This is a genomic window from Campylobacter concisus (assembly GCF_002913045.1).
Classification (GTDB): Bacteria; Campylobacterota; Campylobacteria; order Campylobacterales; family Campylobacteraceae; genus Campylobacter_A; species Campylobacter_A concisus_AP.
The window spans coordinates 24,717-50,690 of the sequence record NZ_PPAF01000004.1 but is presented as its reverse complement, the minus strand read 5'-3'; the positions used below and the strand labels follow the sequence as shown (position 1 = coordinate 50,690).

At 38.1% G+C, this 25,974-nt stretch carries 28 protein-coding genes; 11 read left to right on the top strand and 17 right to left on the bottom strand.

Annotated features, from left to right (window positions below; genetic code table 11):
• Nucleotides 1-627: 627 nt before the first annotated feature.
• Together CYP43_RS00320 and CYP43_RS00315 are read right to left on the bottom strand one after the other, a co-directional pair.
• On the bottom strand, nt 628-1,794 hold the full coding sequence (locus CYP43_RS00320; protein ID WP_258032120.1) for a replication-associated recombination protein A: 1,167 nt from the start codon (nt 1,792-1,794) through the stop codon (nt 628-630).
• Nucleotides 1,795-1,822: 28 nt separating this feature from the next.
• Nucleotides 1,823-2,350: a pyridoxamine 5'-phosphate oxidase family protein gene (locus CYP43_RS00315; protein WP_103582074.1), complete on the bottom strand. Its 528-nt coding sequence runs from the start codon at nt 2,348-2,350 to the stop codon at nt 1,823-1,825.
• Between the two features lie 80 nt (nt 2,351-2,430).
• Between CYP43_RS00315 and CYP43_RS00310 the strand changes: the two genes are divergently transcribed.
• The gene (locus CYP43_RS00310) at nt 2,431-2,724 is read left to right on the top strand and encodes a hypothetical protein (RefSeq protein WP_103582073.1); all 294 of its coding nucleotides are present in this window, start codon (nt 2,431-2,433) and stop codon (nt 2,722-2,724) included.
• 1 nt (nt 2,725) lies between these two features.
• Here CYP43_RS00310 and ung read toward each other — a convergent pair whose 3' ends face one another.
• Nucleotides 2,726-3,418 (bottom strand): uracil-DNA glycosylase, encoded by a 693-nt coding sequence (gene ung, locus CYP43_RS00305; RefSeq protein WP_103582072.1) that lies wholly within the window; start codon nt 3,416-3,418, stop codon nt 2,726-2,728.
• Nucleotides 3,419-3,481: 63 nt separating this feature from the next.
• On the opposite strand from ung, the gene CYP43_RS00300 reads away from it, so the two are divergent.
• The 3 genes from CYP43_RS00300 (at nt 3,482) to infC (ending at nt 6,733) form a co-directional block, all read left to right on the top strand.
• Nucleotides 3,482-4,048: a YbaK/EbsC family protein gene (locus CYP43_RS00300; protein ID WP_103582071.1), complete on the top strand. Its 567-nt coding sequence runs from the start codon at nt 3,482-3,484 to the stop codon at nt 4,046-4,048.
• Nucleotides 4,049-4,397: 349 nt separating this feature from the next.
• Nucleotides 4,398-6,218 (top strand): threonine--tRNA ligase, encoded by a 1,821-nt coding sequence (gene thrS / locus CYP43_RS00295; protein WP_103582070.1) that lies wholly within the window; start codon nt 4,398-4,400, stop codon nt 6,216-6,218.
• Nucleotides 6,215-6,733: a translation initiation factor IF-3 gene (infC, locus tag CYP43_RS00290; RefSeq protein WP_054195973.1), complete on the top strand. Its 519-nt coding sequence runs from the start codon at nt 6,215-6,217 to the stop codon at nt 6,731-6,733. The genes thrS and infC overlap by 4 nt, the downstream gene beginning before the upstream one ends.
• A gap of 699 nt (nt 6,734-7,432) precedes the next feature.
• Here the strand turns inward: infC and CYP43_RS09605 are convergent.
• The 3 genes from CYP43_RS09605 to CYP43_RS00280 all read right to left on the bottom strand — a co-directional run bounded on the left by CYP43_RS09605 (nt 7,433) and on the right by CYP43_RS00280 (nt 10,161).
• Nucleotides 7,433-7,561 carry a hypothetical protein gene (locus CYP43_RS09605; protein WP_258032100.1) on the bottom strand — a complete coding sequence of 43 codons (129 nt, stop codon included), beginning with the start codon at nt 7,559-7,561 and terminating at the stop codon, nt 7,433-7,435.
• Between the two features lie 459 nt (nt 7,562-8,020).
• Nucleotides 8,021-9,379: an NADP-specific glutamate dehydrogenase gene (gene gdhA / locus CYP43_RS00285; protein ID WP_103582069.1), complete on the bottom strand. Its 1,359-nt coding sequence runs from the start codon at nt 9,377-9,379 to the stop codon at nt 8,021-8,023.
• Nucleotides 9,380-9,576: 197 nt separating this feature from the next.
• A complete protein-coding gene (locus tag CYP43_RS00280; RefSeq protein ID WP_103582068.1) occupies nt 9,577-10,161 on the bottom strand; it encodes an SMI1/KNR4 family protein in 585 nt (194 codons plus the stop codon).
• A gap of 270 nt (nt 10,162-10,431) precedes the next feature.
• Here CYP43_RS00280 and CYP43_RS09600 point away from each other — a divergent pair, with 270 nt between their 5' ends.
• Nucleotides 10,432-10,728: a PQQ-binding-like beta-propeller repeat protein gene (locus CYP43_RS09600; protein WP_103582067.1), complete on the top strand. Its 297-nt coding sequence runs from the start codon at nt 10,432-10,434 to the stop codon at nt 10,726-10,728.
• A 227-nt stretch (nt 10,729-10,955) separates the two neighbouring features.
• Here the strand turns inward: CYP43_RS09600 and CYP43_RS00270 are convergent, their stop codons facing one another.
• The 6 genes from CYP43_RS00270 to glmM form a co-directional block, all read right to left on the bottom strand.
• Entirely contained in the window at nt 10,956-12,395 is a 1,440-nt protein-coding gene (locus CYP43_RS00270) for an acetyl-CoA carboxylase subunit A (RefSeq protein WP_087586724.1), read from the bottom strand.
• 117 nt (nt 12,396-12,512) lie between these two features.
• Nucleotides 12,513-13,058, bottom strand: a complete 546-nt coding sequence (locus CYP43_RS00265; RefSeq protein WP_103582066.1) for a hypothetical protein — start codon at nt 13,056-13,058, stop codon at nt 12,513-12,515.
• Between the two features lie 9 nt (nt 13,059-13,067).
• Nucleotides 13,068-13,502, bottom strand: coding sequence for a CopD family protein (locus CYP43_RS00260; RefSeq protein WP_004317437.1), 435 nt, complete (start codon nt 13,500-13,502; stop codon nt 13,068-13,070).
• Between the two features lie 9 nt (nt 13,503-13,511).
• The gene (locus CYP43_RS00255) at nt 13,512-13,874 is read right to left on the bottom strand and encodes an NINE protein (RefSeq protein WP_072594039.1); all 363 of its coding nucleotides are present in this window, start codon (nt 13,872-13,874) and stop codon (nt 13,512-13,514) included.
• The gene (gene lspA / locus CYP43_RS00250) at nt 13,864-14,316 is read right to left on the bottom strand and encodes a signal peptidase II (protein ID WP_103582065.1); all 453 of its coding nucleotides are present in this window, start codon (nt 14,314-14,316) and stop codon (nt 13,864-13,866) included. Before lspA ends, CYP43_RS00255 begins: the two co-directional genes overlap by 11 nt.
• Entirely contained in the window at nt 14,309-15,649 is a 1,341-nt protein-coding gene (glmM, locus tag CYP43_RS00245; RefSeq protein ID WP_103582064.1) for a phosphoglucosamine mutase, read from the bottom strand. Before glmM ends, lspA begins: the two co-directional genes overlap by 8 nt.
• Nucleotides 15,650-15,807: 158 nt before the next feature.
• Between glmM and rpsT the strand changes: the two genes are divergently transcribed.
• The 3 genes from rpsT (at nt 15,808) to CYP43_RS00230 (ending at nt 17,923) form a co-directional block, all read left to right on the top strand.
• Nucleotides 15,808-16,077 (top strand): 30S ribosomal protein S20, encoded by a 270-nt coding sequence (gene rpsT / locus CYP43_RS00240; protein WP_103582063.1) that lies wholly within the window; start codon nt 15,808-15,810, stop codon nt 16,075-16,077.
• A 13-nt stretch (nt 16,078-16,090) separates the two neighbouring features.
• Nucleotides 16,091-17,158, top strand: a complete 1,068-nt coding sequence (prfA, locus tag CYP43_RS00235) for a peptide chain release factor 1 (RefSeq protein ID WP_103582062.1) — start codon at nt 16,091-16,093, stop codon at nt 17,156-17,158.
• Between the two features lie 345 nt (nt 17,159-17,503).
• Entirely contained in the window at nt 17,504-17,923 is a 420-nt protein-coding gene (locus CYP43_RS00230; RefSeq protein ID WP_103582061.1) for a TOBE domain-containing protein, read from the top strand.
• Between the two features lie 413 nt (nt 17,924-18,336).
• Here the strand turns inward: CYP43_RS00230 and CYP43_RS00220 are convergent, their stop codons facing one another.
• Both CYP43_RS00220 and CYP43_RS00215 read right to left on the bottom strand, forming a co-directional pair.
• The gene (locus CYP43_RS00220; protein WP_103582060.1) at nt 18,337-18,564 is read right to left on the bottom strand and encodes a replication/maintenance protein RepL; all 228 of its coding nucleotides are present in this window, start codon (nt 18,562-18,564) and stop codon (nt 18,337-18,339) included.
• A 1-nt stretch (nt 18,565) separates the two neighbouring features.
• Nucleotides 18,566-18,931, bottom strand: a complete 366-nt coding sequence (locus CYP43_RS00215) for a diacylglycerol kinase (RefSeq protein WP_103582059.1) — start codon at nt 18,929-18,931, stop codon at nt 18,566-18,568.
• Between the two features lie 53 nt (nt 18,932-18,984).
• Between CYP43_RS00215 and CYP43_RS00210 the strand changes: the two genes are divergently transcribed.
• Nucleotides 18,985-19,743 carry an exodeoxyribonuclease III gene (locus CYP43_RS00210; RefSeq protein WP_054195986.1) on the top strand — a complete coding sequence of 253 codons (759 nt, stop codon included), beginning with the start codon at nt 18,985-18,987 and terminating at the stop codon, nt 19,741-19,743.
• A gap of 3 nt (nt 19,744-19,746) precedes the next feature.
• Here CYP43_RS00210 and CYP43_RS00205 read toward each other — a convergent pair whose 3' ends face one another.
• Nucleotides 19,747-22,167: a bifunctional diguanylate cyclase/phosphodiesterase gene (locus tag CYP43_RS00205; protein WP_103582058.1), complete on the bottom strand. Its 2,421-nt coding sequence runs from the start codon at nt 22,165-22,167 to the stop codon at nt 19,747-19,749.
• Nucleotides 22,157-23,029, bottom strand: coding sequence for a cytochrome-c peroxidase (locus CYP43_RS00200; protein WP_072594031.1), 873 nt, complete (start codon nt 23,027-23,029; stop codon nt 22,157-22,159). Before CYP43_RS00200 ends, CYP43_RS00205 begins: the two co-directional genes overlap by 11 nt.
• 142 nt (nt 23,030-23,171) lie before the next feature.
• On the opposite strand from CYP43_RS00200, the gene CYP43_RS00195 reads away from it, so the two are divergent.
• A complete protein-coding gene (locus tag CYP43_RS00195; RefSeq protein ID WP_103582057.1) occupies nt 23,172-23,603 on the top strand; it encodes a type II secretion system protein in 432 nt (143 codons plus the stop codon).
• 252 nt (nt 23,604-23,855) lie between these two features.
• Complete coding sequence (locus tag CYP43_RS00190) at nt 23,856-25,187, top strand: MATE family efflux transporter (RefSeq protein ID WP_103582056.1); 1,332 nt, start codon at nt 23,856-23,858, stop codon at nt 25,185-25,187.
• Here the strand turns inward: CYP43_RS00190 and CYP43_RS00185 are convergent.
• Entirely contained in the window at nt 25,168-25,974 is an 807-nt protein-coding gene (locus CYP43_RS00185; protein ID WP_087585089.1) for a metal ABC transporter permease, read from the bottom strand. The genes CYP43_RS00190 and CYP43_RS00185 overlap by 20 nt on opposite strands.

Genomic DNA, 25,974 nt, shown 5'->3' with positions numbered 1-25,974 from the left:
TTCTTGACTTTCATTGGTGTAGTTTAGAGAGCGAGTATATTTAAAAAAATATAAAATTAGAATAAATAAGAAAAATTTTTTAGCTTGGCTTAAAATTTCGTGCTAGTTTTCGGCTTACTCGCGGTGAACTTGCTTTTACTAGCAAGATTTTACGACCAATATTTTTACGCTCTAAGGCGTTTTTTGATTGATAATTTTTAAAATTATGTTTTTGCATGTTTTAGATGACTTTTTTGAGAAATTCGCAATCTTTATTGCGCGGATATAACTTAGTAAAACGTATTTGGCTATTGGTTTTGTTGAAAATTTTATCAAAGGCGTTTAAAAGGCTTTGGCGTTAAATTTTGCTTCATTGTTGTTTGCTCGATTTGCCATATTTTGTCCGCTGTTTGACTTGCTGGTAGCCAAACTTTGCGTCAAATTTTTCTTGCCGATCGCTGCCTAAAGTTGTTTAAAAATTTCTGGAAACTCGCTTACTCTGCCGTAAGCCGTCGTTAATCTACTCCAAGGCACGTCTTCTATCTTTAAATTTGTGATGTATGCTAAATTTTGCTCATTCATCTACATACCTTTAAAATTTACTCTTATGCTTGCCATAAATAAATCTGACAGAGTAAAGCCCAAAAATTAGTCCTTAGATTTTATTTTATCTAGCCATTCATTTAGCGTTTTTTCAAAGCCTATGCCCTTGCTTTTGTAAAAAACGAGCGGTTTTTCTAGATATTTTTGCTCGACCCAGCCGCCAAAATCATGCGGATAAAGGTAGTCTTTGCTCTCTTTTGTGTGGTTTTTTAGATATGGCGGGATCTTTAAAATTTCTTCTGTCTGCACGTATCTTAGGGCAGCATTTATCGCGTTGTAGCTCGAGTTTGACTTTGGCGAGCTGGCTAGATAGACGGCGCACTGAGCCAGTATGATCCTAGCTTCTGGAAAGCCTATCTCTTTTACCACGCTAAGCGTGCTGGCGGCTAAATTTAGTGCATTTGGGTTTGCATTGCCGATGTCTTCGCTGGCAAATATCGACATCCTTCTAGCGATAAAGTCTGCGCTTTCACCAGCATCGATGAGTCTTGCTAGGTAGTAGATGACGGCGTTTTCGTCGCTTCCCCGCAAGCTTTTTATAAAGGCACTTGCTAGCTCATAATGCGTGTTGTCCTCTTTTGCCCCCTCTTTTAGAGCGTTTTGGCGAAGTGTTTTTAAATTTTCTAGGCTTACATTTTCGTCAAGCGTGACGGCAAATTCGAGTAAATTTAGCATGGCTCTTGCGTCGCCACCACTACTTTTAAAGAGATACTCTTTGGCTTCATCATCTATGCTAAATAAAATTTGCTCCCTTATCTTGGCCAAAAGCTCTTCAAAGTCGCTGCTGCTAAGTGACCTAAACTCAAAGAGCATCGAGCGACTTCTGATGCCTGAGCTTAGGGTGAAAAAAGGATTTTCTGTGCTAGCGCCTATAACTAGGGCTTTGTAGTTTTCCATGGGGATCAAAAGCGCCTCTTGCTGGGTTTTGCTAAGGCGGTGGATCTCGTCTATGAAAAAGAGCGGCTTATTTAAGGCATTTTCGTAGTTTTTTAAAATTTTGCGAAAGTCATCTATCTTTAAATTTCCGCCGTCAAACTCGTAAAAGTCGTAGTTTGCTCCGCTTGCAACGGCTCTTGCAAAGCTCGTCTTACCACAACCTGCTGGACCATAAAAGATGGAGTGCGGGATCTTGCCGGTGGCTATAAATTTTAAAAAGGCCGCTTTAACTGCCTTTTGGCCACAAATTTCATCTAAATTTTTTGGTCTAAACATAAGTGCTAACGAGCTCAAATTTATCCTTTTACTTTGCAGTTTTTGGCAAAATTTTAGCCTTTGCACTAAGGCTTTCTATCTTTAGCTCATAAATTTTTATGATTTTTAGCCCATATTCCGCAGCCACATCGAATGTACTCATCGCGTAGGCGGTGTATTTTTGGCTAAGAATTTTTAAAATTTCATACTTTTTGGTCTCATCCTCGACCTCGTAGGCTCTTGTTTTTGCGATTGCACTTTTATATTCAGTTGTAAAGACCTTACCACCAAGTGCTTTGCCATCGTTCTTTATCTCTTCAAGCTCACTTTCGTTTAGATGTGGGACTTTGTTAAAACTAATGCAGACAAACTCCACTTTTCGTCCATCTTGAAGTAGTTTTGCTTTACAGCCAGCGGTAGCTCCGTGTATAAAAATGCTTTCACCAACTCTAACAGGCGAGATCGGTACGCTAAAAATTTCTCCCTCATCATCCACGCATGAAATTACCGCATATTCGCATTCATCTATGATTTTTAAGCCATCTTCACGGCTTAGCTCTCTATCTTTTCGTCTCATTTTTTATCCTTTTTTTGAAAGAGCATTTTAAAATTTAAGTGCTTAAAGGCTAGTATAACGCAAAAATTTCAAGGAAAAACATGAAAAAAATAGCCATTTTTGCCATTTTACTTAGCGTAAATTTAGTCCATGCAAACGATGTTTGCAATGAATATATCAAACAAAGTAGACTCTATCTTGACGAGCTCTATGCCAAAGAGAGCAAACGACTTGCAAATGATGAAAAGGCGTTAAGGCTTTTTGAGCTTAAATTTGATGAGTTTAAGCAAAGACAAAGCGGTCAAGAGGCGATGATAATGCAAAATAATGACGAGAAATTTTGCAAAAGCGAGCTTGAAAAGGTAAATAAACTTCTTAGTGAGCTTAAAAAATAGCTCAAATTTGAGCGTTTAAGTCCCACTCGATGGGCGTTTTGCCGTGGTTTGCTAGGTAGATATTTGCCTTTGAAAAGTGCCTGCAGCCAAAAAATGCCCCACGAGCTAGCGGACTTGGGTGGGCTGCTTCTAAGATGAGGTGCTTGCTAGCGTCTATAAGCGGTGCTTTTGCCTTGGCTGGGTTGCCCCAGAGCATAAAAACTACGTTTTGTAAATTTTGGCTAATCTTTCTTATAACTGCGTCTGTAAAGCCCTGCCAGCCAAAGCTAGCGTGAGAATTTGCAAGCCCAGCACTAACGCTAAGGGTAGAGTTTAGAAGCAGCACGCCTTGCTTTGCCCACTTTGTAAGATCGCCGCTATTTGGCTCTTTTATGCCAAGATCGGCGTAAATTTCTTTGTAAATATTCACAAGGCTTGGCGGCACTCTCACGCCACTAGGCACTGAAAAGCTTAGCCCCATGGCTTGATTTGCGCCGTGATATGGGTCTTGGCCTAGGATGACGACCTTTACGGTGTGAAACGGCGTTAGATTAAATGCGTTAAAAATGAGCCCGCTTGGTGGATAGACGACGCCAGCGCTCTTTGCTTTTAAGAAATTCTCTTTGATGCGTGCAAAATTTTCGCTCAAAAACTCATCTTTTAGCACCTCTTTCCAGCTTGGCTCGATCTTTACGTCATCTAAATTTATCTGCATTTTCCTGCCCTTTTTTGGTTTTAGCGGTATAATTTTAACTAAATTTATCCAAAGGAAAGAGCGGTGTCAGAGCAAATTTTTAATAAAATCCACGATCTTCTTAGCAAAAATGGGGCTAAATTTAGAGTGATAGAGCATGAGAGCGCGAGGACTTCAGAGGAGGTTGCGAAGATAAGAGGCACTAAAATGAGTCAGGGTGCAAAGGCGCTGGTCTGCTCTATAAAAGGTATTGATGAAGCGAAATTTAGAGAAATTTTTAAAGATGAAAATGTGCTAAATGATTATTTGCTAAGCGATGAAAAGCCAGCGATGAAGGCTGGTAAAGCTTATATCTTGGCTATTTTGCCAGCCGATATGCAAGCAAATCTTGATAGCTTGACACAAAAATTTGACGGCAAAAGGGCAAGCCTAGCTAGTCCAGATGAAGTTTTGGCATTGACAGATTGTGTTTTTGGTTCGGTGCCACCATTTAGCTTTCATAAAAATTTACACATTGTAGTTGATGAAAGGTTGCTACAAAGAAACGATGAGATCGCATTTAATGCTGGACTACTTGATAGATCGATCATTTTAAATACAAAAGATTATACGAAGATAGTACGACCAACGCTAATAAATTTTGCAGAATAAAAAAGTGCTAGGCTAACCACTTCCTAGCACTAAATTAGTCGGGAGAAAAATGAATTTAAGTAATGCAAAGACGAGAAATTGCTAAATTCATTTCAAGAACAAATATTATCAGGGATAATCTTAAAATATAATAAATTATATAAATAAAAAGCTTTAAATTCAGGGATTTACACATTTAAATATAAATATATATATTTTATAAATAAATTTATAGATTAAAGCTTGTGGATTTAAAAAGAATTTATAAAAATTTGCTTAGTAAATATTAAGTTTAGCTTAAAGCCCATTTAGATAAAATCCTTAATCGTTCTTTTATCGTAAAAAAGACAATTTGATATAAGGAAAAACAATGAGCGATATCATCGCATACAAACTAAATGGCGAAATAGTCGATACTCAAAGTATCGCAGGGCGTGAAAGTGGTGCCGAGCCTATCTATTTTGACAACTCAAAAGAAGCACTACACGTTATCAGACACTCCTGTGCACACCTCATGGCACAAGCTATCAAATCACTCTATCCAAAGGCGAAATTTTTTGTCGGACCAAACGTAGAAGATGGATTTTATTATGATTTTAGAGTTGATGATGAGGGCACGAAGCTAGGCGAAAGCGATCTAGCAGCGATCGAAGATAAGATGAAAGAGCTTGCTGAGAAGAAAATTGACATCGTCAAAACTTGCTCAACCAAAGCTAATATGAGTGAAAAATTTAAAGATGACGACCTAAAGCAAGAGGTCTTAAAAAGAATCCCAGACGGTGAAGTTAGCAGCTACTCACAAGGTGATTTTGAGGATCTTTGCCGCGGACCACACGTACCAAATACCAAATTTTTAAAATTTTTCAAGCTTACACGAGTGGCTGGAGCTTATCTTGGCGGCGATGAGAGTCGTGAGATGCTAACTAGAATTTACGGCACAGCATATGCTGACAAAGAGAGTTTAAAAGAGCACATCCGCATCATCGAAGAGGCCAAAAAGCGTGACCATAGAAAACTTGGTACCGAGATGAAGCTGTTTACTTTTGATGAAGAAGTGGGTGGCGGCTTGCCGATATGGCTACCAAATGGTGGACGCTTGCGCTCGAAGTTAGAGCAAATTTTATACAAAGCCCATCGCGACCGTGGCTACGAGCCAGTGCGTGGGCCAGAGCTTTTAAAGGCTGATGTGTGGAGAAGAAGCGGTCACTACGCAAACTATAAAGAAAATATGTACTTTACGACGATCGATGAGGCAGAATACGGCATCAAGCCGATGAACTGCGTTGGTCACATCAAAGTCTATCAAAGTGACATCCGCTCTTACCGTGACTTGCCGCTTAAATTTTTCGAGTATGGCGTCGTGCACCGCCATGAAAAAAGCGGCGTGCTTCACGGACTTTTCAGAGTTCGCGAATTTGCCCAGGATGACTCACATATCTTTTGTATGCCAAGCCAGATCAAAGAAAATATCCTAGAAATTTTAAAATTTGCTGGCACGATAATGGAAAATTTTGGCTTCCACTATGAGATGGAGATTTCAACCAAGCCAGCCAAAGCGATCGGTGGCGATGAAATTTGGGATACAGCTACAAAAGCGCTAAAAGAAGCTCTTGATGAAAATGGCTTTAAATACGGCATCGACGAGGGCGGCGGCGCATTTTATGGACCAAAGATCGACATTAAGATCACCGATGCGCTAAAGCGAAAATGGCAGTGTGGCACGATCCAGGTCGATTTTAACTTGCCTGAGCGCTTTGATCTAGGCTACATTGATGCAAACAACGAAAGACAACGCCCCGTAATGCTCCACAGAGCACTGCTTGGCAGTTTTGAGAGATTTATAGGAATTTTACTTGAGCATACTGCTGGTGAGCTACCATTTTTCGTAGCTCCAACGCAAGTCGTCATCGTGCCTATTAGCGACGCGCATTTAGACTATGCAAAAGAAATTTCACGCGAGCTAAGAAAGATCAACGTCGATAGTGAGATCGCAAGTAAAAATGAGAGTTTAAATAAGAGAATAAGAACGGCAGAAAAACAAAGGGTGCCTATGATAGTCGTGCTAGGTGACAACGAAGTAGTGAACAAGAGCGTTGCGCTACGCGACAGACAGGCTAGGACGCAGAGCGATATGAGCTTGGCGGAATTTATAAATTTAACGAAGGAGAAACTTAGTGAGGTACATTTTTGAGTAAGGAAAATGAAGTATTGCTCAATGAGGACATAAGGGCGAGAGAGGTAAGATGTGTAGGGGATGATGGCACAGCATACGGTGTCATCTCAAGAGAAGAGGCTTTAGAGATCTCAAATAAGCTTGGGCTTGATCTAGTACTTATAGCGCCAGACGCGAAGCCACCAGTTTGCAAGATAATGGACTATGGTAAATTCCGCTATCAGCAAGAGAAAAAGCAAAAAGAGGCCAAGAAAAAGCAAAAAACCATCGAGATAAAAGAGATAAAACTCTCTGTCAAGATCGCCCAAAACGATATAAACTATAAGGTTAAACACGCAAGCGAGTTTTTGCAAGACGGCAAACACGTTAAATTTCGTGTATTTTTAAAGGGTCGCGAGATGAGCACCCCAGAAGCTGGCGTAGCTATGCTTGAGAAGGTCTGGGAAATGATAAAAAATGAAGCTGATCGCGACAAAGAACCTATGATAGAAGGTCGTTATGTAAATATGCTTGTAACTCCAAAAAAGGGTTAAATTCTAACAAAGAGCAGGCTCTAGCTTGCTCTTTTTTGTATTAAATTTTTAATACAAAAACTCATAAATAACTATTTTCAAAAATCCTATCATTTTTGTATGTGTTAAATTTACGCAAAGGTGTTTGCAGGGTTGATATACCTTATGGTTAAATTTGATAGGTAAAATTTGGATGTGGCTTAAATTTAGTAAATTTTGATCTTTATTTGCTGGAATTTACCCGCTTTGTTATCGCTTGCATGGGTGTTGTGCTGAAAATAATCTAGGCAAATCGACTTTCTTGTGAGAGCTTACAAAATTTTAGTGCTTGCGTGAGTATTTTTAAGCTAAATTTTGCCTAATATCTAGCTAAATTTGGTAATGGGATATCGCTTTAATAATACTTTTTTACAAAAAGCTTTTACTACTCTTGGTTTTATGTGGCGACCAAATTTGACGATAAATTTGCTTGTTCGTGGATTAAATGTAGCAAATTTTAATTTTTGCACCATTACATGGGCACTTTGCTAAAATTCGACTAGGCAAGAGCTCGCCTGAAAGAGTAAATTTGATAACTTCTTTTGAGTTGTAAATTCATGGTACCTGTGCGAGTGTTATAAGCTAAATTTCGCCTAGTAGCTGTATAAATTTGCTAAGAAATTCGTTTGTTTGTAGCTTAAATTTATAAAAGAGAATTTAGGCTGGGTGAGCATAGATTTACTAAATTTTATAAGCCATTTCTTGGCAAAAATCAAATGCCCTATAATCTGCTTGGATAAAATTTAGTGTTTGCTCATTCTCTGCCAGGACTTCTTCATTTTGCCTTGCTATATCGATGCTAGCTAACACTATAAAAATTTCTCGCTCGCAACGCGCTTGCTACAAATTTCTTCATCTTTAAACAGCCATACATAAACATACCACTCGTGTAATCAAGCAAAAAGCATCCATGGCAAAAACTTTCAAATTTGTTGCACAAACCTCGCCACTCCACCATTTGCCACCACACCAGCTTTTTTGACAAATTTCTATTAAATGCTCTAAAAATAGTAATCTGCTCGCCACCTTAGTATCAATATTTTAAATTTAGGCGAGCTTCAAATCTACATCTATCACACCACCGCGAATTTGTCAAAACGAACGCTGTATAAAATACTTCAAACTAGCGTAAATTTGATAGTTTGTCAGTAAAATTTGCCATACAAAAGACAAACTCTCTTTTAGCTAAAAGCCCAAAATTATTTCATATTGATTTACGTCCAAATTTAACTTGGACGTAAATTTATAGAGCTAAGAGCAAAATTAGCCCTACACATACCCTTGATCTATCATCGCGTCGGCCACTTTTCTAAAGCCCGCGATATTTGAGCCAAGCACCAGATTTCCCTCGTCGCCAAACTCCTTGCTAGTCTCGTAGCTAAGCTCAAAGATGTGATTCATGATGCCGTGTAGTCTGTGATCTACCTTTTCAAAGCTCCACGCGGTCATGCCGGCGTTTTGCATCATCTCAAGGCCCGATGTGCCCACGCCGCCCGCGTTTGCCGCCTTTGCCGGAGCGAAGTAAAAATCCTTTTGCGCTAGCATGAAATTTATCGCATCAAGCGTGCTTGGCATATTTGCGCCCTCAGCCACGAAGCGGCAGCCATTTGCGTAAAGCACTTTTATATCAGCTAGGTGAAGCTCGTTTTGCGTCGCACATGGGAAGGCTCCGTCGCATGGAACGTCCCAGACGCCGTTTCTGCCCTCTTTGTACTCGCTTACGCTTACGTATTTTGCGTTCGGTCTAAATTTGACATATTCGCTAAGGCGAGCGCGTTTTACTTCTTTTAGCTCTTTAAGTACGGCTAGATCGATGCCCTCCGCGTCGTAAACGTATCCGTTTGAATCAGAAACCGTGATAGGTAGTGCACCTACTTGATAGAGCTTTTCTACCGTGTATATGGCGACGTTTCCGCTACCGCTTATGCTGCACTTTTTGCCCTCTAGCGTTAGGCCCGCTTTTTGTAGCATATTTTGCGTGAAATATACCAGCCCGTATCCGGTCGCCTCCGTGCGTGCTAGGCTGCCGCCCCAGTTTAGTCCCTTGCCAGTTAGGATGCCATCAAACCTGCCGGTTAGCTTCTTATACTGGCCAAACATATAGCCGATCTCTCTAGCGCCCACGCCGATGTCGCCTGCGGGCACGTCCACGGTGTTACCGATGTGGCGATATAGCTCACTCATAAATGCCTGACAAAAGCGCATTATCTCGCCCTCGCTCTTGCCCTTTGGATCAAAGGTGCTGCCGCCTTTTGCGCCGCCTATATTTACGCCCGTGAGCGAGTTTTTAAAAATTTGCTCAAATCCTAGAAATTTTAGCACGCCAAGATCTACGCTAGGATGCAGTCTGATGCCGCCTTTATAGGGGCCGACGGCTGAGTTAAACTGCACGCGGTAGCCGTTATTTACCTGCGGTCTGCCGTCGTCGCCCATGTACGTGACGCGAAAGATCACCGTACGCTCTGGTATCACGATGCGCTCTAGGATCGCGTGTTTTTGGTACTTGCTCTCTTTTTTTATAAGCGGCTCGAGGCTGTTTAAAACCTCGGTCGCAGCCTGGACAAAGACACCTTGACCTGGATTGGTCTTTTTTATCCACTCCATCGTTTTTTCGATGTACTCGCTCATTTTGGCTCCTATTCGTCAAATTTTTGTAGTTGAATATTAACTCTCCTAGAAAAAATTTTTATTTAAATTTATTTTTATATTTTTATTTTAGGCGATGAGCGTTACATATCGAAACTAAATTTATGAAATGTGATTTTTGTTTCGATCACTAGGATAAATTTATAAAAGAGGATTTGGCTAGAGTGAGTCTAAATTTACTAAATTTGCGCCATCTCTTGCCAGAAAGGACGTGCTGTGTCGTCTGCTTGGACAAAATTTAGGATATGCTGGGTTGATGGCAGTGTTTCTTCATTTAACCTTGCTATATCGATGCTAGCAAGTGCTATGAAAAATTTCTCAAAGTCGCTTGCGACGCACCTACCGCAAAGCTCCTCATCTCCAAAGAGCCATGCATAGACCGCGCCACTCGTGCAATCAAGCAAAAATATCCACGGATCACCCACGGCAAAGACTATTAAATTTAAAGGGCGAGTCTCGCCGTTCCACCATTTGCCACCAAACTCATCTACGCTATTTAGCCGTACTAGCTCACTCGCGTAGTCGCCTCTGGAGCCAAATTTGACATTGCAAATTTCAAAATTTCCAAGGTCAAATTTGCTTAAAAGCTTTGTAAATTTAGCTGGGAAATTTATGCCAAGAGCTTCTTGTGCGTTTTTAAGTGCTTGTGCGGTGGCTTTAACATCATTTTGAAGCAAGAGTCTCATGCCAGCCATACCCTCTTGCTCTAGTGGCAAGAAAATTTGATCTAACTTTTGAGTGATTTCATCTAGCTTTAAAAACATATCAGTCCTTTAATCTGCTAAATTTTGGCAAATTTTATCAAATTTATTTCAGCGCGCTTTTAAATTTGATCCATTTGTCGCCAAATTTAGACCATGATCTTCATAAATTTAAGAAGCTGGCAGAGATAACTAAGAAAACTAGCAGTCACTAAATGTGAGATGTTATAAAGGATTAATGATGAGGTAAATTGGCTTGGTAAAGCCGCGTAGCTCATAAAAGAGATTTATGACGATGCTAAAACATACGAACTTGAGCGCTTTTGCGTACGAATGAGCTCGCCACTTATAGTGGAGTGTAAAGAAATTTTAAGCGGCGCAGCATTCAAAAGTGCGGCAAAAGATGAAAATTTAAATGAGAGTGTGCAACCTAAAGAGCAGGGCGCAAGGATAGGCAAAACTATCTGGTGGCTAAAGCTTGGCACATATCTCTACACGCCAGTTTACCTGCGTGAGGGGGTGCTTTACTTTGGCACCGCTGACAAGAGCGGACATCTCTATGTCGTTGAGGCGAAAAGTGGCGAGGTGATATTTAAGTTTAAAACCAGTGACATGGAGCATTTTCCTTAAGTCGATGGTTAAATTCTACTCGCAAACAACAAAAATAAGCCAGCTTTGATAAGCGCTAAAAATAGCTCATTTTTAAAAGAGATAGAGTTTTAAATTTTGGTTTAGTTACAGATCAGATCATGCCAGTAGACCCTACGCTATGGTAAATGATAAAGCCAAGACGCATACAGTTTGCGTGGAAATTTAGCTTTGGCGAAATTTATCGCCAAAGCCGCAATGAGATAAATTCATCTCTTCTTTTTATATCTTTTTATCGCCTCTACGATGACCTCTTCTAGATCGTCGCTTGGCTCTTTATTCATATCGTCGTAGGTGTTTTCAAGGATGGTTTTTAGGTTTTTCTCAACGTAGCTAGTATCGAAAAATCCCCTTCTAAACTCCTTGCTTTTGCTGATCGTTAGCAAAAATGGGATGATCGTTCGTACGCCCTCGATGGTAAATTCTTCAAGTGCTCTTTCAAGCTTATTTACCGCTAGGTCGTAGTCGGTCGCCTTTACGATCAGCTTTGCGATAAGTGAGTCATAAAATGGCGGTATGGTGTAGTCTTTATAGACGTGGCTATCGACGCGCACAGATGGGCCAAGAGCTGGGTAGTAGCCCTCGATAGTGCCTGGTGCTGGGATGAAATTCTCCCAGACATTCTCGGCTGTGATCCTTGCCTCTATCGCGTAGCCGCGCGGCTTGATGTCGCTTTGCTCGATCTCTAAAATTTCACCAGCTGCGATCCTTATTTGCCTAACGACTAGGTCGTGGCCTGTGATCTCTTCGGTGATGCCGTGCTCCACTTGGATACGGGTATTCATCTCCATGAAGTAAAAGTTGTTGTAGTCATCTAGCAAAAACTCGATCGTTCCCACGTTTGAGTAGCCCACAGCCTTTGCAGCAGCTACTGCGGTTACACCCATGATCTTTCTTAAATTTTCGCTGATAGATGGGCAAGGTGCGATCTCGATGATCTTTTGGTGGCGCCTTTGGATAGAACAGTCACGCTCGCAAAGGTGGATGATGTTGCCGTAGTTATCGCCTAAAATTTGAAACTCGATGTGGCGAGGATTTACGACAAGCTTCTCCATAAAAACTTCATCGTTATTAAAGTAGGTCTTTGCCTCTCTAGTACACGACTCAAAGGCATCTTGCATATCTTCTTCTTGCCAAACTTCTCTGATGCCACGTCCGCCTCCGCCTCCACTTGCTTTTAAGATGACTGGGTAGCCGATGCGTCTAGCGTGCTCTTTTATGGCGTCCATGCTCTCGTCATTTAGTTTTTCTGTGCCTGGAACGATTGGTATGCCGTTTCTTTTCATTAGGTATCTTGCGATATTTTTATCACCCATTTTTCTGATCACTTCAGCCTTTGGACCGATAAAGATAAGTCCAGCGTCCTCGACCGCCTTTGCAAATTCGTAGTTTTCGCTTAGAAAGCCGTATCCTGGGTGTATCGCGTCAGCCCCGCACTCTTTAGCAAGCTTTACGATCGCTTTGGCGTCAAGATAGCCCTTAATCGGATCTTCGCCCACTTGATAGGCCTCATCAGCGATCCTCACATGTAAGCACTCGCTATCTGGTGCTGTGTAAATTCCTACGCTTTGGATGTGTAAATCCCTACAAGCTCTGACTATCCTAACTGCGATCTCACCACGATTCGCAATAAGAATTTTATGTATCATAGGCTATCCTTTTTGAGTTTTGCTTATCATATAACTATTCGTTTTATTTTTAGATAAATTTATTAAGTCTGGTTTTAAAATTTGAGTGCAAAGGCTAAATTTACACTCAAAATTTTTCTATCTATTGATGATTTGTGGAAAAGGTGTGGCTAGGGCTTTTTTGCTAAAATCTTGCGACTCGATCGTGAAATTTGTAGCAAATCTTTGAATGCCCTCTTTTTTATAAGCACGCCTTTGGATGGTGAAAAGGACTAAATTTCCGCCTTGTTTGGTGTAGCGATATATCGAGTGCTCGGCTGTTGGCACGCCATTTAGGTTTGAAAATATCGTGATATCAAGATAAATTTCATTTGCCAGTGAGCCCTTTTTATAAGCCACTTTTAGCCCTTTTGCTTTTAGCTCTTTTAGATCATTTATTTTTTGCTCAACTGCTTGCTCGACTGTAGCGTCAAATTTAAGCGTATTTAGCGAGAGCATGTAGCTAAAACTATCTAGCTTCTCGCCATGGAGCAAGTACTCCTGCGTGAATAAATTTGGCACAGGCTTGGCTGAGCCTGCTAGTGAGTAGAGTCTGTTGTCAAATTTTATCTGCATCGGCTCAAAGTACTGAGTAGCTGCGAGCAAGAGCGCTGGCAAAGCGATAAATGCTAAAAATTTCTTCATCAAATTCCTTTAAAATGGATTTACTATCATTACCCAGATGATGATGAGCATCGCGATAGTTGGCACTTCGTTGTAAGCCCTAAAGAAGATGCCACTTTTGTTACAGCGTTTCTCTTTGAGCTGCTTCATGTAGCGTCCAAGGTCTAGGTGATAGATGGCCATCAAGATGACAACTAAAATTTTGACGTGGATGTGACCAGTTTTTATAAGATCAGGCATCGCGATAAGTATCAAAATGCCAGTGACAAATGAGCCGATGAGTGCGACCCAGCCGATGTAGTGATACATCTTATACTCCATCACTTCGACCACTTTTACAAAGTCTGGCTTGTCCATATTTTCTACGTGATAAACGTAGAGCCTTGGCTGATAAAACAGCACTGCCATCCACGAGATGAAAAACAAATAGTGGAGGTATTTTAAGTAAAGATAATATTCTGCCATAACGTCTCCTTATCTAAAAAGTATCTCTTTTCTAGCTTCAAATTCAGCCTTGCTGATCGCACCACTCTCAAAAAGCTCGTAAAGCCTTTTTAAGTCGTCCTCTTTATCTTTTAGTTTTAGTCTCTCTTTTAGCTCGACTTTTTGTAAATTTTTCTCGACATAAGCGCCAACTAAAAATGCATCGATGATCCACCAAATGCCCCAAATAGCCAAAAATAAGTAGCCAATGAGGATGATTTGCAAAGAGTAACCGATAAAAAATAGTCCCATCATCAAAAAACCAGTGATAAATTTACCAAGGTAAATTCTATGCGCTCCAAGCCAGCCAGTAAGTAGCCAAAGCGCGTATGCGACGTAGATATTATTTCCCACTCTCTCTCCTTTTTCTAAAACTTTGCCAAAGTATCATCACTACGCAAAGATCGATCATCACATCAGCGAAGTTAAAGACCGCAAAGTTAAACCATTTGTGCCAAAAGACATAATCCACAACGCCGCCATGGATAAATCTATCTGTGATGTTTGAGCTCCCAGCTCCAAGCAAGCCTCCAAGCCAGATAGAGTGTGCAAACAGCAGTTTTTTTTCTACTAGTAGATAGACAAAAACGCCTAGGATAAGGGCTATCTGAATAAATTTTAGCCACTCATCTAAAAAGGCAAACATCGAAAATGCAACGCCCTTATTATATGTGAGAACTAGCGAAAAAAACTCGCCGTCCCACGAAAAACCATCTATAAATATCATCTTTATCGCTTGATCAACGATAAAAATGATAAAAAACGCAATGAAAAATTTAACTAAGCTTTTATGCATTTAAGGCTTTTATGAAAAATTTCTCAACTTCATCCATACGTTTTTCAACTAAAGTTTGATTTTTGCCCTCAAGCAAAAGTCTGATCAAATTCTCAGTGCCAGAGTATCTAAAGAGCGATCTTATACCCTCTTTTGCAAGGCTAGCCTCAAGCTCTTTTAGTCGCTCTATCTTATCAAGCGGCTTTTTTTCTGTGATCTTTAAATTTAGTAAAATTTGCGGATACGGCTTTAGCTCTCCAAAAATTTCACTAGCTTTTTTGCCTTTTTTAAGCATCATCGCAACGACTTGCATCGAGGTAACAAGGCCATCGCCAGTTTTGGCGTAGTCGTTAAATATCACGTGGCCGCTTTGCTCACCGCCAAAATTTATACCATTTTCTTTCATCATCTCAAGTACGTATTTATCGCCTACATTTGAGCGAAGTAGTTTGATCTTATGAGCTTTTAGATAGTCATCAAGTGCAGCGTTGCTCATCACCGTAGCCACGATGGCTCCGCCTTTTAGTGCCTTTTGATCGTGCAAAAATGCAGCCAACGAGCCAAGTATCGCGTCGCCATGTACAACTTCGCCGTTTTCGTCAACTACTACAAGCCTATCAGCATCGCCGTCAAATGCAAAGCCGATGTCAGCACGAAGCCTTTTTACCTCGCTTGCTAGATCTTCTGGGTGAAGTGCGCCGCAGTTTTGGTTGATATTGCTACCATTTGGTTCGTCATTTATGACGATGACATCGGCTCCAAGCTCGCTAAATACAGTTGGTGCGACCTTGTAAGCAGCTCCGTTTGCCACGTCTAAAACTACTCGTAAATTCTTTAAATTTAACTCTTTTGGGAATGAATTTTTGATCTGTACGATATATCTGCCGATAACGTCGTCAATTCTCTTGTTTGCTCCGATCTCCGTCATCGTCTTTTGAGCGTTTGCGATGAGCTCATCGTCGTAGAAAATTTTCTCTATCTCAGCTTCTATTTTTTCATCAAGTTTGTTGCCAAAGCTATCAAAAAATTTGATACCGTTATCGTAGTATGGGTTGTGTGAGGCGCTTATCATTATGCCAGCGTCGCAGCGCATATTTTCTGTTAAAAATGCGATCGCAGGTGTTGGCATAGGGCCTATTTGAAGGACGTTGTAGCCAACCGCAGTTAGACCTGCAACGATGGCGGTTTCTATCATATAGCCGCTTTTTCTAGTATCTTTTCCAACCAAAATCACATTTGTCGCTGAAGTCTTTCTAAAATAAATTCCAGCTGCCATTGCAAGACGCATAGATGTTTGAGCTGAAAGCTTCTCACCAGCTTTTCCACGAACTCCATCCGTTCCAAATAGTTTCATAAATTTATCCTTTTTATTATAAAAATTGTGCTATTCTATCAGAAATTATCAAATTTAAAATCTAAAATTTTACTTTCATTAAGGATGACTTAAATTAAGGTTAAATTTATTATATCTTTAATATAATCACCGACTAAAATTATTCAAAAAGGTATATTATGGCAAACCATAAATCTGCTGAAAAAAGAGCTAGACAAACTATAAAAAGAACAGAAAGAAATAGATTTTACCGCACAAGACTTAAAAATATAACAAAAGCAGTGCGTGTAGCTGTAGAAGCTAAAGATCTAAATGCTGCAAATGAAGCTTTAAAAGTTGCTAATAAAAGTATCCACAGCTTCGTAAGTAGAGGCTTTTTGAAGAAACAAACTGCTGCTCGCCGCGTTAGTCGTCTTGCACGATTAGTAAATACTCTAAAAGCTGCTTAATTTATAAAATTTAATGTTTGCTGATAAACTTCATCCATTTTTGGATCGCTATAATGAAATTTCTGCGCTTCTTAGCGATCCAAATATAGCAAACGATATCGAAAAGATGACAAAGCTCTCAAAAGAGCAATCATCTATCGAGCCAGTTGCATCTGCTGCAACAAAATATCTACAAATTTTAAATAACATTGATGAGAACAAAGCTTTACTAGATGACTCTGAGCTTGGAGAGTTAGCAAAAGAGGAACTTAAAAATTTGGAGATTTCAAGAGAAAAGCTTGAAGAAGAGATTAAAATTTTACTTCTTCCAAAAGACCCAAACGATGATAAAAATATATTTTTAGAAATTCGTGCAGGTACTGGTGGAGATGAGGCCGCGCTATTTGTTGGAGATCTTTTTAATGCTTACATCAGATATGCAGAGCTTCGTGGATATAAATTTGAGATCGTTAGCCAAAGCGAAGGCAATACTGGCGGCTTTAAAGAGATCATCGTGCTTATAAAAGGCAAAGGTGCTTACTCAAGACTAAAATTTGAAGGCGGCACGCATAGGGTTCAGCGTGTGCCAGAGACTGAGAGTCAGGGTAGGGTGCATACTTCAGCTGTGACTGTGGCTATTATGCCAGAGGTTGAAGATAGCGAGATTGAGATCAATCCAAATGATATAAGGGTTGATGTGATGAGAAGCTCAGGCCATGGCGGTCAGTCAGTAAATACAACCGATAGTGCCGTTAGGATCACACATATACCAACAGGCCTTGTTGTCACAAACCAAGATGGCAAGAGTCAGCACAAAAACAAAGAAGCTGCGATGAAGGTGCTAAAGGCTAGACTTTATGAGCTTCAAGAGCAAGAGAGGCTTGCAAAAGAGACTAGTGAGCGAAAGAGCCAAGTTGGCACCGGAGATCGTTCTGGTAGGATAAGGACATACAACTATCCGCAAAACCGCATAAGCGATCACCGTATAAATTTAACACTTTACCGCCTTGATGCGATTATGGCTGCGGGATTATTTGATGAGATCGTCGAGCCACTTATTACGCATTATCAAGCAGAAGCTATGCTAGAAGCCGGCATTTAAACTTTCAAATTTTTACTTCAAATTTTATAATTTATTTCTTTACCTAAAAATATTGCTTTAGCTTAAAATACTTTTAAATTTACCAAACTTTAAAGTCAAATTTACAAGAATTTTACGAAAATAGATATTTGAAAGTAGTATTTAGTAATATTTTTTCTCATTTTTTTCAAAATAATATAAATTAAATTTTTTAGATTTTATTTCTCAAATAGCGATTTCTGGGGCATTTAAAAGTATAAAATTTTTATTTTTGATATTATAATTTTGTATAAATAGTTTTTAAGTTTTGCTTAATAATTCTACCTTACAATTTCACCATAATTTAATTCAAAACAAGGAGACAAAATGTCAATAAGTGCAAGAAATCAACTAAATGTTGAGATCACAGAGGTAAGAACAGGTGCGGTAAATTCGCTAATATCTGCTAAGCTTGCAGGCGGTGAGGTGCTAAAAGCAACTGTTACGGTTGATAGTGAAAAAGGTCTTGATCTTAAAGTTGGCAAAAAAGCTATCTTTTTATTCAAAGCTTCAAGTGTTATTGTTTCAAAAGATGACAGCATCAAACTTAGCACTACAAACCAAATCAAAGGTACTGTAAGCGAGATAAAAGACGGAGCCGTAAATGCTGAAGTTATTATCGATGTAAATGGCAGCAAAATTTCAGCTATCATCACAAGAGAGTCAGTTAGCAGCCTAGCTTTAAAAGTGGGAGATAAAGTAACTGCGATCATTAAAGCAACTCAAATTATAGTTGGTGTTAAATAATTTACGGAGCAATTTTGCTCCGTTCTTCTAAACTAAATTCTATTTTTAAGCTAAAATCTAAAATATTCTAAAAATTATCAGCCAAGTTATAAATTTAAAGAAGTTGTAGTAAATATTTTTAAAGCTATTTACTTAAAAATTTTATAGGAAGATTTATATTATTTTTTTACTTTTATAGCCTATCCGCCATTTTAAGCAGAGCATGGCACGCCAAAGGTTCACCAAAACAATAGGCGGCCAAATATCAACACAAAAGCCCAAGTCATAAACTCTTAAACTGTAGCTGGTGAGATCATAGGTGGCGTTCATAGCGCTAGCCGTCTAGGGTCGTCGCGATAATTTACTGCTTGACTTTTTGCATAATCGCTGCTAAGACTATCGGCTAAAAAGAGGTAGCAGACATTTGCTTGCCACTATAAATTTTTAAATCTATAAACTCCATTTTTCACTCGCTCGAAAATTTTCTTCTCTTCAAGCAGCTTAAAGGTATTTATTACGGTTGGTTTGCTTACATCTAGCTTTTCACAAATTTCTAAAATTTTTACTACAATAAAGCCATTTTCATCACAGCTTTTAACTAGTAAATTTATAATTTCTACCTTTTTCTCGCCAATGATTGCTTTGTAAATTTCTTCATTCATGCTAGCTCCAAATTTTATATCCTATTGCCACGCACCAAAGCGCGCCACATAAGAAATTTGCGATCATCACAGCTGCACTTCCTGCGTCCTTTGCTGCTTTTGCTAGGGCGTGATAGTCTGGGCTTGCAAGATCAGTTACTCGCTCTAAGCCTGAGTTTAGGCACTCGCAAACTAGCACAAATGCCATGCTAAAGATCAAAAATAGATTAAAAACAAGGCCAAAATTCCAAAAAAATAGCGATAGTGTTGCTAATAAAAATATGCAAATTTCTATTCGAAAGCTCTTTTCATTTTTAAAAATTTCAGCCAAACCCTCTCTTGCATAGCCAAAATTTTTTAAAAATTTATACTCTGGCTGGTTTCTCATAATTTTCCTTTTTGTGATTTTTGGCATAATTATAATTAAAAAAAGGATGAAATTTGAAACTTATTAGCTGGAATGTAAATGGACTTAGAGCACTTGTAACAAAGGATGGTTTCGCGTGGCTTACGGAGCAAAAGCCTGATTTTTTAGCGCTTCAAGAGATTAAAGTCAAAGAAAGTGACGTGCCAAAGGAAATTTATAACCTTGGCTTTAAAGATATAAGCGTAAACTCGGGTGAGAGGGCTGGATACTCTGGTGTGATGAGCCTAGCAAATTTTGACATTTCTACACAAAAGGCAGCTTTTTTCGACGACACGGAGGGGCGTGTTTTGGAGCATAGATTTAATGATATCGTGCTTTTTAATATCTATTTTCCAAACGGACAAAAGGATGACGAGCGCCTAGCCTATAAAATGGACTTTTACGAGAAATTTTTAGCTTACTGCAAAGAACTTATAAAAAGCGGAAAAGAGGTGATATTTTGCGGTGATGTAAATACCGCTCACCGTGAGATCGACCTTAAAAATCCAAAGGCAAATGCCAAGACTTCAGGCTTTTTGCCTATTGAGCGAGCGTGGATCGACGAGGTACTAAAAAGTGGTTTTATAGATACTTTTAGAGCCATAAATGGCGACGTAGCGGATGCTTATTCGTGGTGGAGCTACCGCTTTAACGCAAGGGCAAAAAATGTCGGCTGGAGGATTGATTATTTTTTCATCTCACAAGGATTAAAAGATAGGCTAAAAGACGCATTTATCTTGCCAGAAATCACAGGTAGCGATCACTGCCCAGTTGGCATAGATATAGAAATTTAGCCACTATTCCATTCTGCGAGGCTTGCCTAGTAAGAAACCTTGTGCGTAAGGTATTCCAAAATTTTTGATTTGATTTAAAATTTCTTCTGAGCTTGCAAACTCGGCTACTATTTTGTAGCCTTGTTTTTTTGCAAAGCTTACGATGGTTTCTACTAGAACTCTAGCATTTTCATCAAATGGAAGCTTTTTGATTATTGAGCCATCTATCTTTATAGTGTCTATATCAAGCTCCAAAATTCGGTAATAGTTTGAATATCCTGAGCCAAAGTCATCAATCGAAATTTTACACCCATAGCCTTTGACGCGTTTTATGAAAGAATTTACCGCAACATAGTCGCTAAGCTCTTCGCTCTCTAACATTTCAAAACAAATTTTATTAGGATCTTTGCACTCGTTTAGCTTGCTCTCTATAAGCTCTCTCATACTAGCATCAGCAATATCGGTAATTGATAAATTTATCGAGAACATATAATCTGGATATCTTTTAGCAAGATCAAACGCAAGACTTATCACCTTTTTGGTTATTTGCGGATATAGTTGTGTTTTCATGGCAATATCTAAAAATTCGCCCGGATAGTGTATCTTGCCATTTTGATCGATTATACGAACCAAAACTTCATAATACTTTGCTTCGGTCTCATTTTCTTCTAAGTTAAAGATGCCTTGTGCTTCTACTATGACTCTATCGTTTTCTAACGCATCTTCGATTAGCTGAACTGCCAGCTGGTTTTTGTGATATTTCATCTCAATGGCGTCATTTTCTAGATAGTAGTAAATATTGCTACCATTTTCTATTGCGAGCTGATTTGCAAGGACTGATTGCATTAGGCGGTTAGTTTGTGGGGTATCGTTTGGCAATGAAACACCAAATACCATCTTTATGCCTGGTAAATTTTCAAATTTTTCATCAATAGCGACATTTATTCTATTTGAGCCAAAATATTCTCTTATGTATTCAATATCTCTTACGATATTATCGCCTTCATACCATATATAAAATGCGTCATCTTGAAATCTAAATAGCTTTGCTTTTATCTCAGAAGTATCTATACAAAGCTTTAGTGTATCAGCTACTGCTTTTAGCATTGCATCGATAATCTTAGTTTGATAAAAGAATCTTAAAATTTTAAAATTTTTAATGCTTAAGCAAATTAGCACTCCATCTTTTTGTGCGTCTAAAATTTCAGTTAAAGCAAAGTAGTTACCAAAGCCTGTTAGCTTATCGATTGAAGATTGTATCTTTATTTGTTCATTTTTTTGAGTTAACTCGTTTAATATCAGTGTCTCTTTAGTCCTATCAAGCTTTACGGCTATATAGCCCTCAAATTTATTTTTAAAGAAAAATGGCGAAAATTTTACCTTTTCATATAAAAAATCACCGCTTTTTGTTCTGCTTATAAGCTCATCGCTCTCCCAAGGTAGAGATTTTTGCAGAGCTTCTTTTATGGACTCATAAAAGCTTTGTGGATGCATATATGATTTTAATATTCTAGGATTTTTGCCTATTACTTCTTTTAGCTTGTAGCCAGTTTTTCCTTCAAAGGTTTTATTTACGTATGAAATTCTATTGTATTTATCGCAATAGACAACAGAGCTATGATCGTTTTCAACCGTAGATCTTAAGAGTTTTATTTGCCTTAAACGCTCTGAGGCTATTTTGATTTGATAGAGGCCAAATGCACAAAATATTATAAATGTAAGTAGACAAATTATCTGAGCTATTTTTGCGTTATTCACCTCATCAGAGTGAAATTCTAGGATTTTGTTTCTAAAATTTTCTATCAGATTATCAAGATGTAGCTCTTTTACACTATTTGAGATTGTACGTAAAGTTTTTGTAGCTTGAGTTGCATAAAGTATCTTGTCTAATACATTTTGAGCTTTTTGGTTATCTTTATACTCGTTTTTATACATTTTTATTTGCTTTGAAATATCATCTATTGCTTTAGGACTAAGCATCAAAGCACCTTTTATCGCATAAAATATAGGCTCAAGCTTATTTGGAAGTGCGAGATTTTGTATTTCATATTGACTTATTTGGATATAAGAATCTATAGATGAGTTTACATAAGCTGATCTTTGTAAAAAAAATACTTTTTTACTAAATACATCTCTTATGTTTTGTAGATCTTTTGTTATTTCATTTTGATGAAATAACAGCATCTCATCACTAAGCATTGAAAGGTTGCTCAAATTTGTATCAAAAGAATTTATGTCAGCATTGAGTTTGTCGTAGTTTGAGATATCATAAATATTATTTAAAGAAAAAGTTATCTCATTGTCTATAAATTTTAGATTTAAAATTCCATCATCAAATTTATGAGCTGCACCAATAGCTATATTTGCTTTATATATAAAAAATGCACTAATGAAAAATATAGCTGTTAAGACGCTAAGTATGGTTTTTATTCGTTTAGTACTCATTTAGTATCCTAGGCTTTTTACCATTTAATGTCAGAAAAAATGAGTATAAAGCATCAATTTCATCTTTGCTAAGAACGTATCCTAGCTGGTAGTTACCAATAAAGCTTATAGCCTCTTTTAGATCGTTTATCTCTCCATGAGATAAATATGGAGCAGTTTTTGTAATATTTCTTAGTGATGGCACTCTTCTTAATCTTTTGCTTGTATCTAAGGCAGAAATTTTTTCTCGGCCAATATCTTGTGTCAAATTTCCTCCCAAATTTCTACCATTATGACAAGCGGCACAGCCTATATTATTAAATATCTCAAATCCTTTCTTTGCGCTATCATCTATGGCATTGTTATCACCTGATATAAAACGATCAAATGGCGAATCAACACTTAAGACAGCCTTTTCAAACTCAGCTATTGCATCTGCAATATTATCAAAATTAATGCCGTCATTATAAATTTTTTTAAATAAAATTTTGTACTCAGAGATATTATTTACAGAATCTACTATCTTGTCATTATCCGAGTTTAGTTCTATTCTAGAAGTTATGGACTCTTTTACTTGATCTTTTAAATTGCTAATCTTTGCATCGCTATAAAATAGATAGTTTGCTGCAGCATTTAATATGGTTGGAGGATTTAAAGTGCCTTTTTCCATGCTATCTTGGTTGCTTCCGCTTAAATTCCAATACAAGTTGTGACAAGTTTGGCAAGAGTAGTTTTCATTTGGGCTTAGTCTTTTGTCAAAAAAGAGTTTTTTGCCAAGCAGAGCCTTTTCTTCATTATATTTTACTACCGTAAGAGGTTTGTAGGATTCATATTTACAAAATGAAATCGTGATGATAAATAGACAAAGTATAACGCCCTTCATAACGCCCCTAATTTTTAATTTTCTTTTTTATATCGGCAAATTTTTGATTTTTTATATAGTACATTATTTTATTGTTTTTTTGAAATTTATGATACAATTCGCTCGATTTAGAAAATATTTATATTTCAGGGAGGAGAAAGTCATGAAAAAGGGCTTTACGATGATTGAGTTGATCTTCGTGATCGTTATATTGGGCATATTAGCTGCGGTTGCTATACCAAAATTAGCTGCAACAAGGGATGATGCAGAGATAGCAAAAACTGCTACAAATATACAAACACTTATTGCTGATTTGGGTTCTTACTACACTTCACAAGGCAAATTTAATAATGATGTTAAAAAAATGTCAAATGTTAAAAATCCAGTCGATATAAAAAATGGTAAATGTCTAGAAGTGGGTGCTGGAAATGATACTAATGGTGAGATAAAGATGACGATTGGTGTAGATGGTCTTTGCAAACAAGTTTGGGAATTACCAGGTTTAGTAGATGTTAAAGCCTTAATCGAAAGTACTACCGACAACAAGACAGCCAATTCGCTTAAATTTGGCGGCATGGGCATAAAATATAAATAAAATTTTTAGCAAGGTTTTTTCCTTGCTTTTTATGATTTTTGACTTACTAAATTTTTAATACAGCAAAGACTAATAGAAATACAAATTTTTTACACAAATAATTTATATACATAAAAATAAGCTTTCTAAGATTTAATGCGTTGCCAAAAGATATCAAATCTTAACTTCTACTAAATAGACAATGGCTTTTTATTAAATTTAATTGATTTTATCCTCTACAAATTTTAAAGATAAAAAACGTAAAATCAAACCATGGATTTACTAAAAGACCCGTTAAACAAGCTCATCATCTCGCTTTCGCTTCCAGCTGGCACCGCAATGATGTTTAATACTCTTTATAACGTTACCGGCACATTTTTTGCAGCAAAAATTTCTACCCTTGCCGTAGCTGGTATGGCTATGAGCTTTTTACTTTATCTAAGTATTGTAGGTATTGGGCTTGGTTTTGGCTCAGCGCTAACTGCGCTAATAGGCAATAGTCTTGGAGCAGGAAAAGTAAAAATGGCTAAATTTTATGCGGCAAATGGAATTATCTTCGTGCTAGTATTTGCTATTTTTATGGGGTTTTGTGGCTATTTTTTAGCACCAAATTTACTCACTTTTTTAGGAGCCGATCATCACTATTTAAAAGAGGCGCTTGATTACGCAGGTGTTATCTTTCTTGCTGCACCGTTTTTCTTGATTATCAAATCTCTAAATGGCGTACTAGTGGCACTTGGAGATACAAAAAGTTACCGAGATTGGCTATTTTATGGTCTTTTTATCAACGCATTTTTTTGCTACCTTTTTGCATTCATTTTGGGCCTTGGTGTAAAAGGACTTGCTCTAGCAACAGCCAGTGTTCAGCTTTTGGGCATGATCTACCTTTTTGTAAAAGTTAAAAAAGCTAAGATGATCGAGCCAAGAAATTTAAGCTATTTTGTGCCAAATTTTAGCATTTGGGCAAAGATTACAAAGCAAGCTCTACCAGCTTGCTTAAACTATCTATCGATGTCGCTTGGCTCACTTGTACTTTTAAAATTTATAAGCTACTATGGTGTAAATGCCGTAGCAGGGTACGGTATAGCTTTAAGGATAGAGCAAATTTTGGTATTGCCGACCATTGGTATGGCCGCAGCAGTTTTAAGTATCGTTTCAAGAAACTATGGCGCTAAAAATTTTAAAAGAGCTAAACAATGCTATAAAATTTCGCTTCTTTTTTTGCTTATTTATTGTGTATTTGCTTGTGTTTTTATTAGATTTTTTGGTGAAGATATGATAAGAATTTTTGATGATACGCCAGTAGTTTTGGAGATAGCAGGGCTTTATCTTGGTATAAATTCTCTTGCTTACGTAGCTTATGGCACGATAAATGTCTCAGGCAGTACTCTTCAGGCCATAAAACGCCCAGTGGCTATCTTTTTGCTAAATGGATTTAGGCAATTTGTACTTCAAGGATCACTTTTTTACGTGGTAGTCTTCTATTTTGGTCTTGAGATAAAATTTATATGGCTGGCTCTATTTTTTAGTGTTTATCTCACAGCCATTTGTTTTGTCTTTTGGACGCTTTATCAGCTAAGAAGGGCTACTGGCGTAAGCTTTTAAATTTAAAACAAAAAGCAAAAAAGCAAAGTGAAGCAACTAAGATTATGCTAGCTCCGCCTGTTAGGTTAAAATAAAAGCTAATAAATAGACCGCTAAAACAAAAAACGACTGAAAAGATAGTAGAGATTAGCATCATCAGTCCCAGTCTTTTGGCAAAAATTTGTGCTAAATATGGCGGTATAGTAAGAAGAGCGATGACTAGAATCAGCCCAACAACACGAATCGTAGCCACCACGCAAAGTGCCATCATGCACACTAATAAATAGTGAAAAAATGTTGTATTTACGCCGCGCAACTTTGCAAACTCTGCATCAAAGCTAATAGCTACAAATTGACGATAAAAAAGGGCAATGAGTGCTAAAAATAAAATATCTAAAATACTCATAAATGTTATATCTTGCCCGCTTACTGCTAAAATAGAGCCAAAAAGATAGCTCATAAGATCGGCATTGTATCCCGGAGTTAAATCGATAAAAATGATACCAATAGCCATGCCAAATGCCCAAATAGCACCAATAACTGAGTCGATGTTGGTTTTATCTTTTAATGTGATAGTGGCGATTACGAGAGCTAAAAAGAGTGAGAATATGCTAGCTCCAAGAAGTGGTTCGAGCGAGAAGAAAAAGGCAAGTCCGATGCCGCCATACGCTCCGTGCGCGATGCCGCCAGCGATAAAAGTCATTTTATTTATAACAACGAGCGAGCCTATGAGCCCACAAATGATACTAACTAAAATGCCAGCAATAAAGGCATTTTGCATAAAATTTAACTCTAAAATTTCACTCAT